The 12,824-nt window shown below is 53.9% G+C and carries 15 protein-coding genes; 6 read left to right on the forward strand and 9 right to left on the reverse strand.

Annotated elements, in window-relative coordinates; genetic code table 11:
* Positions 1-58 precede the first annotated feature (58 nt).
* From F384_RS25805 to mutY, 4 genes are all read right to left on the reverse strand, one after another.
* Positions 59-1,315: a nucleoside permease gene (locus F384_RS25805; RefSeq protein WP_046497197.1), complete on the reverse strand. Its 1,257-nt coding sequence runs from the start codon at positions 1,313-1,315 to the stop codon at positions 59-61.
* A 216-nt stretch (positions 1,316-1,531) separates the two neighbouring features.
* Positions 1,532-2,614, reverse strand: a complete 1,083-nt coding sequence (mltC, locus tag F384_RS25810; RefSeq protein ID WP_046497201.1) for a membrane-bound lytic murein transglycosylase MltC — start codon at positions 2,612-2,614, stop codon at positions 1,532-1,534.
* A gap of 160 nt (positions 2,615-2,774) precedes the next feature.
* Positions 2,775-3,047, reverse strand: coding sequence for an oxidative damage protection protein (locus F384_RS25815; protein WP_046497205.1), 273 nt, complete (start codon positions 3,045-3,047; stop codon positions 2,775-2,777).
* Between the two features lie 27 nt (positions 3,048-3,074).
* Entirely contained in the window at positions 3,075-4,127 is a 1,053-nt protein-coding gene (gene mutY / locus F384_RS25820; RefSeq protein ID WP_046497210.1) for an A/G-specific adenine glycosylase, read from the reverse strand.
* 162 nt (positions 4,128-4,289) lie between these two features.
* On the opposite strand from mutY, the gene trmB reads away from it, so the two are divergent.
* From trmB to F384_RS25845, 5 genes are all read left to right on the forward strand, one after another.
* Positions 4,290-5,009: a tRNA (guanosine(46)-N7)-methyltransferase TrmB gene (trmB, locus tag F384_RS25825; RefSeq protein WP_046497216.1), complete on the forward strand. Its 720-nt coding sequence runs from the start codon at positions 4,290-4,292 to the stop codon at positions 5,007-5,009.
* A complete protein-coding gene (locus F384_RS25830; RefSeq protein WP_046497219.1) occupies positions 5,009-5,335 on the forward strand; it encodes a YggL family protein in 327 nt (108 codons plus the stop codon). Before trmB ends, F384_RS25830 begins: the two co-directional genes overlap by 1 nt.
* A 52-nt stretch (positions 5,336-5,387) precedes the next feature.
* Complete coding sequence (locus F384_RS25835; RefSeq protein ID WP_046497222.1) at positions 5,388-6,107, forward strand: DUF2884 domain-containing protein; 720 nt, start codon at positions 5,388-5,390, stop codon at positions 6,105-6,107.
* Between the two features lie 189 nt (positions 6,108-6,296).
* Complete coding sequence (gene ansB / locus F384_RS25840; protein WP_046497224.1) at positions 6,297-7,343, forward strand: L-asparaginase 2; 1,047 nt, start codon at positions 6,297-6,299, stop codon at positions 7,341-7,343.
* Between the two features lie 130 nt (positions 7,344-7,473).
* The gene (locus tag F384_RS25845) at positions 7,474-8,481 is read left to right on the forward strand and encodes a DUF1202 family protein (protein ID WP_046497228.1); all 1,008 of its coding nucleotides are present in this window, start codon (positions 7,474-7,476) and stop codon (positions 8,479-8,481) included.
* A gap of 32 nt (positions 8,482-8,513) precedes the next feature.
* Here F384_RS25845 and hemW read toward each other — a convergent pair whose 3' ends face one another.
* The 5 genes from hemW to F384_RS25870 are packed head-to-tail and all read right to left on the reverse strand — an operon-like array spanning position 8,514 to position 11,820.
* Positions 8,514-9,650 (reverse strand): radical SAM family heme chaperone HemW, encoded by a 1,137-nt coding sequence (hemW, locus tag F384_RS25850; protein WP_046497230.1) that lies wholly within the window; start codon positions 9,648-9,650, stop codon positions 8,514-8,516.
* Positions 9,643-10,236, reverse strand: a complete 594-nt coding sequence (locus F384_RS25855; protein ID WP_046497233.1) for an XTP/dITP diphosphatase — start codon at positions 10,234-10,236, stop codon at positions 9,643-9,645. Before F384_RS25855 ends, hemW begins: the two co-directional genes overlap by 8 nt.
* Positions 10,237-10,243: 7 nt before the next feature.
* Positions 10,244-10,534, reverse strand: a complete 291-nt coding sequence (gene yggU / locus F384_RS25860) for a DUF167 family protein YggU (protein ID WP_044255664.1) — start codon at positions 10,532-10,534, stop codon at positions 10,244-10,246.
* Positions 10,531-11,097 (reverse strand): YggT family protein, encoded by a 567-nt coding sequence (locus F384_RS25865; RefSeq protein ID WP_046497238.1) that lies wholly within the window; start codon positions 11,095-11,097, stop codon positions 10,531-10,533. Before F384_RS25865 ends, yggU begins: the two co-directional genes overlap by 4 nt.
* Positions 11,098-11,115: 18 nt before the next feature.
* Positions 11,116-11,820, reverse strand: coding sequence for a YggS family pyridoxal phosphate-dependent enzyme (locus F384_RS25870; protein WP_046497242.1), 705 nt, complete (start codon positions 11,818-11,820; stop codon positions 11,116-11,118).
* 17 nt (positions 11,821-11,837) lie between these two features.
* Here F384_RS25870 and F384_RS25875 point away from each other — a divergent pair, with 17 nt between their 5' ends.
* Positions 11,838-12,818, forward strand: coding sequence for a type IV pilus twitching motility protein PilT (locus F384_RS25875; protein WP_052746991.1), 981 nt, complete (start codon positions 11,838-11,840; stop codon positions 12,816-12,818).
* Positions 12,819-12,824 lie beyond the last annotated feature (6 nt).

A 12,824-nucleotide genomic window follows, 5' to 3' on the forward strand; every position in this document is an offset into this window, starting at 1 on the left:
GGCCTGGTGCTCGGTGTAGGCCGGATAAGACGCGAAAGCGTCTTATCCGGCAGAGAGATTAATGTGCGACGGTCTGCGTGCCAGTCGGTACGCGAACGTGTTTGTACTTGAACAGCGCCACGAAGGCAAAGGCCAGAACCAGTGAGTAGCCGGCAAAAATCAGCCACACGGTCTGCCAGTCGGTAATGCCGTTCAGAGTGTAATACTCCACCACTTTCCCGCTCACCACGCCGCCGAGGATACAGCCGAAGCCGTTGGTCATCATCAGGAACATACCCTGCGCACTGGCGCGAATTTCCGGGCGAACTTCTTTCTCAACGAACACCGAACCGGAGATGTTGAAGAAGTCGAAGGCGCAGCCGTAAACAATCATCGACAGAACCAGCAGTACAGTACCAAACGGGCTTGGGTCGCCGTAGGCGAACAGGCCGAAGCGCAACATCCACGCTACGATACTGATAAGCATCACGTTCTTGATCCCGTAACGGCTCAGGAAGAACGGAATGGTCAGGATGAACAGGGTTTCGGAAATCTGCGAGATCGACATCATCACCGATGCGTGTTCAACGATAAAACTTCCAGAGAACAGTGGGTTGTTATCGAAGCTGTGCAGGAAGGTGTTCCCGAACATGTTGGTGATTTGCAGTTCCGCGCCGAGCATCATCGAGAAGATGAAGAAGATAGCCATACGCTTGTTCTTAAACAGCGCGAAGGCATCCAGACCCAGCATAGAGGTCCAGCTTTGATTCTTCTGCTGATTCGCCACCGGAATGTGCGGCAGGGTCAACGTAAACAGCACCAGTACCACAGAGAGCGCCGCGCCAATATACAATTGCATATGGCTCAGTTCGAAACCGGAGAAGCTCACGGCCCACATGGCGACGATGAAACCGATGGTGCCCCAGATACGAATCGGCGGGAAGTCGGTGATAATGTCCATGCCTGCGTTCTGCAAGCGATAATAGGAAATAGTGTTGATAAGCCCAAGCGTTGGCATATACGCCAGCGAGTTAAGCAGGATCACGAAGAACATCGCTCCCGGCGTCGTGACCTCAGCGGCGATGAACAGCGTTATCGCGCCCACCACGTGACAGATGGCGTAGACCCATTTTGCACTGAGCCATTTGTCCGCCACAATTCCCAACAGCGTCGGCATCAGTACCGCCGCGATCCCCAGTGAACTGTAGACTGCACCAATGGAAGCACCGTCAAATTTGAGGGTGACAAACATATAGGATCCGAGGGTTGTCAGCCAACTTCCCCACAGGCAGAACTGCAGAAAAGAGAGTATTTTCAGCTGCAGCTTAAGATTCATGTTAATTTCCTCACACCAGAAGGCGAATGGATGTTTCGATTGGCACAAATGCCGTTGCTGTATGATGTGATTCTATCAATGACTGCGGATGATTTTTTGTTACCTGTGGCAAATAATTGCAAAACAATTCCATTTTGCAATGCAAAAGAGTGATGGTTGTCACGATTTTTTAACTCACCCGCTCGCCGTTTTACCGGGAGCGGGGAAGAGAGGGGATCAGTTCCGGCGGTAGGTCTTTTGTGCGGAATTGACTTTATACAGGTAGCGGCGCGATTCAGAAGAGGGGTGACGCGTAGTTAACGTCTGGTACACATCCCCTGGCGTCATGCTGTTGATGATATTCGCGGCCTGCACTTTATCACTGGAGAAGACGCGCAGTACGCTGCCCGCCCCGCCGTTGTAAGCGGTAATTACCGCATAGCGTCGCGAGGTGGGGTTATCGATTCCGCCCAGATAGACATTATTGAGCATCGCCAGATACGCGGTGCCTGTATCAATATTGCTGGCCGGATCGAACAGTTCACTGCGGCTCGGCGTACCGGAGCGGCCCTGCGAACGATAAACGTCTTTGCCAGCGGTATGCTGAACGACCTGCATCAGACCCAGCGCATCGGAACGACTCACGGCGTACGGGTTGAATGACGATTCCGTCTGCATAATCGCCAGAATCAACGACTCATCAATGCCATATTTATGGGACGCCTTGCGCACCATGCCGAGGTATTTATGCGCACGTTTATCCAGGTGGTTCGGCACCAGGTTAATGGTCACGCTGAAAATCATGCGGATCCCGTTACTGCGGCTTTTCATCCGCGTTTGCAGCAGGTAATCGGCGAAGTTCGTCGCCCGGCCTTCCCAGCGGATCGGTTGCCCCGTGTGATCGAGCACCTGGCCGTACAGGAACGGTTCTCTGGAGATCTGAATGTCATCGACGTCAGAGTAGAGGTCGACGGTGGTGGGATCATCACCCATCAGCAGCGTTTTAATGATGGCGCGACGTAAATGCGCCGCAGGCTCCGTCCCGGCGATGGTCTCAACGGTAATGGTCCCGTCGTCAAAGTTGATATGGCTGCGGGTCTGATACTGATCGGTGTACTTCACGTAGTCTTTCGGACCGGCGATCAGCACTTCCTGATAACCCCACAGATTTTCAATGTTGTGGGCAAACTGCCCCATGAGAATGTCAAAACCGTTGGTATCCTTGACCCAGGCTTCGTTATAAGAATCGCCTTTTTTGGTCGAGCTGGAACAGGAGATGAGCAACGGCGCAATAACGGCAAGCGCGAGAAATTTTTTCATCATTCCGGGAGTGCGTGTTGTGTTTGTCGTTGTGCCATTTTGCCGGATAGCGTCATCATTGAGCGACCTACGAATCGTGCCCGCGTACGCCGCCTCCGGCTTCTTTGCATTGCCCGATGGAGCTGCGCTTATCGGGCCTACAAAATTAGCGCTATAGGTGTTATTTACCTTCCGGCGTATAACCTTCGATATGCACGTCTTTACCTTCAAACAGGAAGTTGATCATCTCCTGTTCCAGCAGTTTGCGGTGCTCGACGTTCATCATATTGAGTTTCTTTTCATTGATCAGCATGGTCTGCTTATGCTGCCACTGCGCCCACGCTTCTTTTGAAATCTCGTTATAAATGCGTTTCCCCAGGTCGCCCGGGTAAAGCTGGAAATCCTGTCCCTCTGCTTCACGCTGCAGGAAAGTGCAAAAAATCGTTCTGCTCATAACTCATCCTCTTTATCGTCCGGTGCGTTAAACGGGGGCACCGGTACGTAACTGCTGTAATAAACGCTCCACCGGAGCCGCCAGGCCAACGGATGGCGGTTGCGCTAAGTTATACCAGAGCGCGTTGCCTTCATCCATGCATGAACCGCATGAGGACACAGTAAGCCACATAGGCACAATATCCAGATGGAAATGGCTGAAGGTATGGCGAAACGCGTTAAGTTGGGTCAAATTATCAGCGTTAACATGCCGTTGCGCCAGCCATTCCCGTAATTCCTCTTCACTGGCAAACTGCGGAAAGCAAAATAAGCCGCCCCAGAGTCCGCTCGGCGGGCGCTGTGCCAGCAGGACGTCATCCAGATGTTGCAGCAGCAGAAAATAGCCTGTCCGCTCTGGCAGCGTCTGCTTTGGCTTCTTGCCGGGGTAAAGCGACCAACTGTCGTTCGCAAAGGCGATACAACCGTTTTGCAACGGGCACAGCGAGCATTTCGGTTTTGAGCGCGTACACACCATCGCGCCTAAATCCATCATTGCCTGGTTAAAACGCTCCACACCTTTCACTGGCGTAACCTGCTCGCTCAGATCCCAGAGCTTTTTCTCGACCTCTTTTTTGCCTGGCCAGCCGCTAACAGCATAGCAGCGCGCCAGCACGCGTTTAACGTTACCGTCAAGAATCGGAAAAGGTTTACCCAGCGAGAGTGACAGCACGGCGCCTGCGGTTGAACGTCCGACGCCGGGAAGCGCCGCCACCTCTTCAAAGGTTTCCGGGAAAACGCCCTTATGCCGTGTGGCAACCTGTTGCGCCGCCTTGTGCAGGTTGCGCGCCCGGGCGTAGTAGCCGAGCCCCGTCCACAGGTGGAGTACTTCGTCCAGCGGCGCGTTGGCGAGGTCGACTACTGTCGGAAAATGGGCCATAAACCGTTCAAAGTAAGGGATAACCGTCGTAACCTGGGTCTGTTGCAGCATCACTTCTGAGAGCCATACTTTGTAAGGCGTCTTATCAATTTGCCAGGGCAGGGTTTTTCGCCCGTATTTATCGTACCAGTCCAGAACCTGGGCTGAAAATTGAGACGCTTGCATGGTCACCGAATTCATTATGGTTGGGGGCAAGATTGCAGCACAGAGGCAACAGGGTGTAAACCGGAACTTTCCGCAGCGTGACCGCTTCCTTTACTTGCATCCGGCAACTAACTTTGGATAATGCCCGTTTTCAGACTTTAATCACAAGCAGACTTAACTTTTATGAAAAACGACGTCATCTCACCGGAATTTGATGAAAACGGCCGTCCACTGCGCCGGATTCGTAGTTTTGTTCGTCGCCAGGGGCGACTGACCAAAGGGCAGGAGCACGCGCTGGAAAACTACTGGCCGGTGATGGGCGTTGAGTTCAGCGAAGAACCTGTGGATTTCGCGACGTTGTTTGGCCGTGAAGCGCCGGTCACGCTTGAGATTGGCTTCGGTATGGGAGCCTCTCTGGTGGCAATGGCGAAAGCACGTGCAGAGCAAAATTTCCTCGGCATTGAAGTTCACTCGCCGGGTGTAGGCGCTTGTCTGGCGTCGGCCCATGAAGAGGGCGTTGAGAACCTGCGCGTGATGTGCCATGACGCGGTCGAAGTGCTGCATAAAATGATTCCTGACAATTCTTTATCGATGGTTCAGCTCTTTTTCCCTGACCCGTGGCACAAAGCGCGTCATAATAAACGCCGTATCGTTCAGGTGCCGTTTGCTGAGCTTGTCAAAAGCAAACTGAAGCTGGGCGGCGTGTTCCACATGGCGACCGACTGGGAAGCTTATGCGGAGCACATGCTTGAAGTGATGTCCTCCATTGACGGGTATAAAAACCTGTCAGAGAGCAACGATTATGTACCGCGCCCACCATCGCGCCCGGTAACCAAATTTGAACAACGTGGCCATCGTCTTGGCCACGGCGTATGGGACTTAATGTTCGAGAGGGTGAAATAATGGCAAAGAACCGTAGCCGTCGTCTGCGTAAAAAAATGCACATCGACGAATTCCAGGAATTAGGGTTTTCGGTTGCATGGCGTTTTCCGGAAGGCACATCTGAAGAGCAGGTTGATAAAATCGTTGATGACTTTATCAATGACGTTATTGAACCGAACAAGCTGGCCTTTGACGGCAGCGGTTATCTGGCCTGGGAAGGTCTGATCTGCATGCAGGAAATCGGCAAATGCACCGAAGAGCATCAGGCGATTGTGCGTAAGTGGCTGGAAGAGCAGAAACTTGAAGAAGTGCGTACCAGCGAACTTTTCGACGTTTGGTGGGACTAACAACGCATACGGGGCCAGCATTTGCTGGCCCGATTTGTCTTGAGGGAAAGTTATGATGCGCAAAACGCTGCTGGCGGCAGCCCTTTCTGTAACGGCGATGACCGCTCATGCAGACTACCAGTGCAGCGTCACACCGCGTGACGATGTGATTCTGAGCCCACAAACGGTGCAGGTGACGGGTGAAAATGGCAACCTGGTGATCACGCCGGATGGCAACGTGATGTTCAACGGCAAGCAATACACGCTGACCGCCGCACAGCGCGAGCAGGCGAAAGATTACCAGGCTGAACTGCGCAGCGCGCTGCCGTGGATTGACGAAGGCGCCAGAAATCGAGTCGAAAAAGGGCGCGTGGCGCTGGATAAAATTATCGCCAAAGAAGTCGGCGAGAGCAGCAACATGCGGGGGCGTCTGACGAAGCTGGATGCCCAGTTGAAAGCGCAAATGAACCGGATTATCGAGCATCGCACCGACGGCCTGACCTTCCACTACAAGGCTATCGATCAGGTTCGTGCTGACGGTCAGCAGTTGGTGAACCAGGCGATGGGCGGCATTTTACAGGACAGCATCAATGAAATGGGTGCGAAAGCCGTCCTGAAAGGCGGCGGCAATCCGCTGCAGGGCGTGCTTGGCAGCCTCGGCGGACTCCAGACGGCGATTCAGGACGAATGGAAGAATCAGGAAAAAGATTTCCAGCAGTTCGGTAAAGACGTGTGCAGCCGCGTGGTGACTCTGGAAGATAACCGCAAGGCGCTGGTCAGCACCCTTAAATAATTTTTTTATATAAAACAATGGTACAGATCGTCTCTGTACCATTTTCTTTTGCCTTTCTGCTTCGTTTTGATATCCACCTCTAAATTTAACAATCTGCCAGATACATTTATCTGGTTAATTGGATGAAATCACATTATTCGTCTCTGGCATTGGGATAATGCGGCAAATTCACGTAACTGGAGAAATAACATGGAGTTTTTCAGGAAAACGGTACTTGCTGCACTGGTTATGGGTTTCAGCGGTGCTGCGCTCGCCTTACCGAACGTTACTATTTTAGCGACCGGCGGGACCATTGCTGGCGGCGGTGACTCTGCAACCAAATCCAACTATACGGCGGGTAAGGTCGGCGTAGAGAATCTGGTCAGAGCCGTACCGCAGCTTAAGGATATCGCTAACGTTAAAGGCGAGCAGGTCGTCAATATTGGTTCACAGGATATGAACGACGACGTCTGGCTCACTCTCGCGAAGAAGATCAATACCGAGTGTGACAGCACCGACGGTTTCGTGATTACCCACGGTACTGACACGATGGAAGAGACCGCTTACTTCCTTGACCTGACCGTTAAATGCAACAAGCCGGTGGTGTTGGTCGGCGCGATGCGTCCGTCCACAGGAATGAGCGCGGACGGTCCGTTCAACCTCTATAACGCCGTGGTAACGGCGGCGGATAAAGCCTCTGCCAATCGTGGCGTGCTGGTGGTGATGAACGACACCGTGCTTGACGGTCGCGACGTGACCAAAACCAACACGACGGATGTGGCGACCTTCAAATCCGTAAACTACGGACCGCTGGGCTACATTCATAACGGCAAAATCGACTATCAGCGTATGCCTGCGCGTAAGCACACCACCTCCACGCCATTCGACGTTTCTAAACTGAACGCGCTGCCGAAAGTCGGTATCATCTATAACTACGCGAATGCGTCAGATCTTCCGGCAAAAGCGCTGGTGGATGCGGGTTATGATGGGATTGTGAGCGCCGGTGTGGGTAACGGCAACCTGTACAAAACCGTCTTCGATACGCTGGCGACCGCTGCGCATAAAGGGACGGTTGTGGTGCGCTCTTCCCGCGTACCGACCGGCTCAACCACTCAGGATGCTGAAATCGATGATGCGAAGTACGGTTTCGTTGCCTCTGGTTCTCTGAACCCGCAGAAGGCCCGCGTACTGCTGCAACTGGCGTTGACCCAGACCAAAGATCCGAAACAGATCCAGACGATGTTTAATCAGTATTAATCGCTGATGCCCCGGCCTGCCGGCTGGGGCAGTTTTCTGAAATACCTCCCAATACGTTATTTTATTAATCTGCTCATTATCTGCGGGATTATGATGATTGCAGGTAGCGTTTCTGGACGGGAGGTCCGCAGTGTTTCGACAATGGATAGCAGGTGTTGCACTTTTTACACTGGTTTCGGGTTGTTGCTGGGCGGACGTTGCCCAACCCACCGATCAAATCTTAAAAGAACAGTTTAGTAAGCAGTACCATGGCGTACTTAAACTGAACTCTGTTACGTTAAAAAATCTTGATTCCACGGGCAATCAGGCCACCTGGTCTGCTGAAGGCGATGTCTCTTCCAGTGACGATCTCTATACCGGCCTCGGGATGGCTGCGGATTATTATTTTGTTGAAAGAACCTGGACGAAAGATAACCCGGTTAAATTTTCCGCGATGTTGACCAGCAAAGGAACGCCAGCTTCCGGCTGGACGGTGAACTATTACTCTTTCCAGGCGGCGGCCAGTAATGAGGGGCGGGTCATTTCTGATATCAAAACCAACGATAAATATCTTGTCGTCAATGGCGATGATTTTAACTATCGGTTCAGTCAAATTGAGGCTTCATACCTTGCGCAGAAAAAGTCGATTGCCTCTCTCGAGGAACAGATAAAAACGCTGGATAAACAAATTGCTGCTGCGAAAAAAGCGGCTGATGCTTATTGGGGAAAAGGTCCTGACGGTAAAAATTTAAACCGCGAAGAGGCGTTCCATCAAATGTTTAAAACGCGCGATGACTTTGTAAAAAACAATGATAGCGCGGCGTTCGCGGATAAATATGAAAAAGAGGTTTATCAGCCCGCGATCGACGCGTGTCACAAAGAAGGGGACAAGTGTTATGAAACCCCTATTGTGCAGAAAAGAAATTTTGATATTGAGGAGCAGAGACGACAGGTATTTCTGAAATCCCAGGAGCTTAGCCGTAAAGCGCAAAACGACTGGATCGCGTTTGAAAAAGGGCAGTATCCGCTGTCTATGGCCGCAGCAACACTGGGCATGCAGCAGACGGAGCTTCACATTAAAATTGACGATATCAATGAAGGTTACGATCGCTGGAAGAAAGAGACTGATGAATTGCGCCGCAAAGGCATCATTAAGTAGCGGGGAGGATGCGCCCACGGGCGCATCCTGAATCATTCGGCGAGAAAAAGCTCAAGCAGCGAATTTAAAAACAGCTTGCCGTGCTGGGTGATTTGCCAGTACGTCTCGCTCTCAGTCAGATACCCCTGGGCAATGGCCTCATCAAGCGGCTGACGAATCACCGCTTCAGACAGCCCCGTATACTGCGTAAACTCAACGCGAGGCGCGGCTTCCAGCAGACGGAAGCGGTTCATAAAGAACTCAAACGGCTTATCCACCTGCTCCACGTCGCGCTGGCTTTCGAGATAACGCCCCTGCATATAACCGCGCGGATGGCGCGTTTTGGTGGTGCGCAGAATGCGCCCGTCAGGGAACGTAACTTTACCGTGTGCACCGCAACCAATACCCAGATAATCACCAAAGCGCCAGTAGTTCAGGTTGTGCTGACACTGGTAGCCCGGCCTGGCATAGGCTGAGGTTTCATACTGCTGATAACCTGCGGCAGTTAACAGCTGGTGGCCCTGCTCGAAGATGTCCCACAGCGCATCATCATCCGGTAATACCGGTGGGCGAGAACCAAACAGCGTGTTCGGTTCAATCGTCAGCTGATACCACGAGAGGTGCGGCGGATTCAGCGCAATCGCCTGGCGCAGGTCATCCAGCGCGTCGTCGAGCGACTGATCCGGCAGGCCGTGCATCAGGTCGAGGTTAAAGCTGCGCAGGCCTAACCCGCTGGCGAGATTCGCCGCACGGCAGGCTTCCTGTGGACCGTGAATGCGTCCCAGACGCTTCAGTTTCGGTTCACTAAAGCTCTGCACGCCGATGGAAATGCGGTTCACCCCGGCATGCTGGTAATCAATAAAGCGATCGGCTTCGACCGTGCCCGGATTCGCTTCCATCGTAATTTCCGCATCCGCTGCCAGGTTCAGGCGCGCACGCACGCCATCCAGCAGCGTTTGCATCGCCGGGCCGGAAAGCAGGCTCGGCGTACCGCCACCGATAAAAATCGTCTTCACTTCACGGCCCTGCGCATACGCAACGTCCGCATCGAGATCGTTCAGCAGATGCCGGACGTAATCATCGTGCGGGACTTCACCTTTTAACGCATGCGAATTGAAATCGCAGTACGGGCATTTTTGCACGCACCACGGGATGTGAATGTAAAGACTCAGCGGTGGCAACTTAACCATTACGTAAGGCTTCCAGCAGCAGTTTCAGCGCTTGCCCACGGTGGGAGATCGCGCTTTTCTCTTCACGCGTCAGTTCGGCGGCGGTTTTGCCTTCTGAAGGCACGAAGAAGACAGGATCATAGCCAAAGCCGCCGTTGCCTGCTGCCGTACGGGCGATCGTGCCCGGCCAACTGCCGTGGCACACCAGCGGTGTGGGATCGTCGGCGTGGTGCAGATAGACCAGCACGCAGTGAAAGCGAGCCTGACGGCGGTCGTCCGGTACATCTTTCAGGGTAAGCAGCAGCTTTTCCAGGTTCTGCTGGTCGGTCGCGTCTTCGCCGGCATAGCGCGCGGAGTAAATGCCCGGCGCGCCGCCCAGCGCGTCAACGGCCAGACCTGAGTCGTCGGCAATCGCCGGTAATCCGGTGATTTGCGCGGCATGGCGCGCTTTCAGGATCGCATTTTCAATAAAGGTCAGCCCGGTCTCTTCGGCCGAATCGACGCCGAGATCGGTTTGCGCTACCACATCAAGCCCGAAATCGCTGAGCAGCGACGCGAGCTCACGCACTTTACCGGCATTGCCGGTTGCGAGAACAACTTTTTGCATAGGATACCTAATCAGTTAACGCCGCGACTTCTGGCGGGATCTGTTGCGGATGAATGATTTTAACCTGTTTGTGGCGGCCAAGTTCGCCCTTTTCAATGACGACCTGGCTCTTTGCCACGCGGAACTGCTTGCCGAGAAACTTCACCAGGTGACTGTTCGCCTGGCCGTCCACCGGCGGGGCGGTAATGGCGACTTTCAGTTCGTCGCCATGTAAACCGACAATGCTGTCACGGCTGGCTTTCGGCTGAATATAGAGCCGCAAAACCAGTCCATCATCACAGCGTGTCACCGCACTCATAGCGCCATCCACAGCCCTGGTAGCAACATGTTACCGGTTGCCTGCAGAACCTCACCAATCCCCATGTTGATGACATACAACAGCAGGACGAGAACCATTGGCGAGAAATCGATGCCGCCCATCCCCGGGAGAATACGACGAATCGGGCGCAGCAGCGGATCGGCCAGTTGAATCAGCACATACTCAATCGGGCTACGCCCCTGGCTTACCCAGCTCATAATGGCCATCACCAGCAGCACCCAGAAGATCAGCAGGCCAATGGTTTTGAGCACGATCAGTACAGCGGCGATCCAGACGATCGGCAGGAAGGTCACCACTTTAAACAGCACTATCGCTTTGATAAAGCTGAGGATAAACGCAACCAGCAGCGATGCGCTGTCGACTGGCCCCATCGGGGGAATAATACGGCGCAGCGGCCCAATAATCGGTTGCGTCACTTTCACCACAAACTGGGAGAAAGGATTGTAAAAGTCACAGCGAGCCCATTGCATCCACACGCGCAATAACAGCACCATGGTGTACAGCTCAATTACCGTTGAGAGCAAGAAGGTCAACGTATTCATGGCGTTCCTCAGATTTCCTTAATTTTTTGTGTAATCACGTGCACCAAAAATGGCGGTGCCGATACGAACCATCGTGCTACCTGCCGCAATAGCGGCTTCCATATCATCCGACATACCCAGCGACAGGGTATCGACGTCAGGATAGCGCGTTTTCAGCCCGGCAAATGCTACAGCCATTTGGCGGGCAACTTCAAACTGCCTTACATAATCTGACTCTGGGGCAGGGATCGCCATCAGACCACGCAGACGGAGATTCGGTAATTCGGCGACCTCTGCGGCAAGCGCATCCAGCTCCTCCAGCGGAATGCCGGACTTGCTGTTCTCATCGCTGATGTTGATTTGAATCAGCACATTCAGCGGCGTCATTTCCGCCGGGCGCTGTTCACTCAGACGGGTCGCAATACGCAGGCGATCGAGGGTATGGCACCAGTCAAAGTGCTCAGCCACCAGACGGCTTTTGTTGGACTGTAACGGGCCAATAAAGTGCCATTGCAGGCCGGCGATCCCTTTTTCGCGAAAGTGGCGAATTTTCTCTACCCCTTCCTGCACGTAATTCTCACCAAAGGCCTGCTGACCGGCAGCGATGGCTTCTTCGATGGCGCTCGCAGGTTTGGTTTTACTCACTGCAAGTAACGTAACTTCCTCTGAAGCGCGCCCGCAACGCGATGCGGCGGCTGAGATTTTGTCCCGGACCTGTGCCAGGTTATGCGCGATATCGTTCATTTTCCGAGGATCTGTGTATGAATATGGAAGAAATTGTGGCCCTTAGTGTAAAGCATAACGTCTCGGATCTACACCTAAGCAATGCGTGGCCTGCACGCTGGCGAAAACGGGGGCACATGGAATGCGCGCCCTTCACCTCCGCCGACATTACCGGACTGCTGGCGGACTGGCTGGATGAAGGGCAACAGGCGGCGTTACAGAAAAACGGGCAACTGGATTTCGCCGTAACGCTTGTGGGAAACCTGCGGTTGCGGGCCAGTGCATTTCAGCAGCGGCAGGGAACGTCGCTGGCGCTGCGACTGTTGCCGACGCAATGCCCAACGCTGGAAAGGCTGGAGACACCCTCCGTGCTGCCGGAACTGCTTCGCAGCGAGAACGGTTTGATTCTGGTGACGGGGGCGACGGGCAGCGGGAAATCAACCACCCTGGCGGCGATGGTGGCGTGGCTGAATCAGCATGTCGATGGGCACATTCTGACGCTGGAAGATCCCATAGAGTATGTCTACACCAGCCAGCGCTGTCTGATCCAACAGCGTGAAGTGGGATTACACTGCACTTCGTTTGCCGCGGGGTTGCGCGCGGCGCTGCGTGAAGATCCGGATGTGATCCTGCTGGGGGAGTTACGTGACAGCGAAACCATTCGTCTGGCGCTGACGGCGGCGGAAACGGGGCATCTGGTGCTGGCGACACTGCATACGCGCGGAGCCGCGCAGGCGATCGAGCGGTTGATCGACACTTTCCCGGCGCAGGAAAAAGACCCGGTGCGCAGCCAACTGGCCGGTAGCCTGCGCGCCGTGCTGTCGCAAAAACTGGAGTCCGACAAGCAGGAGGGGCGCGTTGCGTTATTTGAACTGCTGATTAACACCCCGGCGGCGGGGAATTTGATTCGCGAAGGGAAGTCCCACCAGTTGCCCCACGTCATTCAGACCGGGCAGCAGGTGGGGATGATGACCTTTTCCCAGAGTCTGCAACAGCGACAGGCGCAGGGACGGCTTTGAGAAACG

This window comes from Citrobacter amalonaticus Y19, from assembly GCF_000981805.1.
In the GTDB taxonomy this organism is placed as follows: domain Bacteria; phylum Pseudomonadota; class Gammaproteobacteria; order Enterobacterales; family Enterobacteriaceae; genus Citrobacter_A; species Citrobacter_A amalonaticus_C.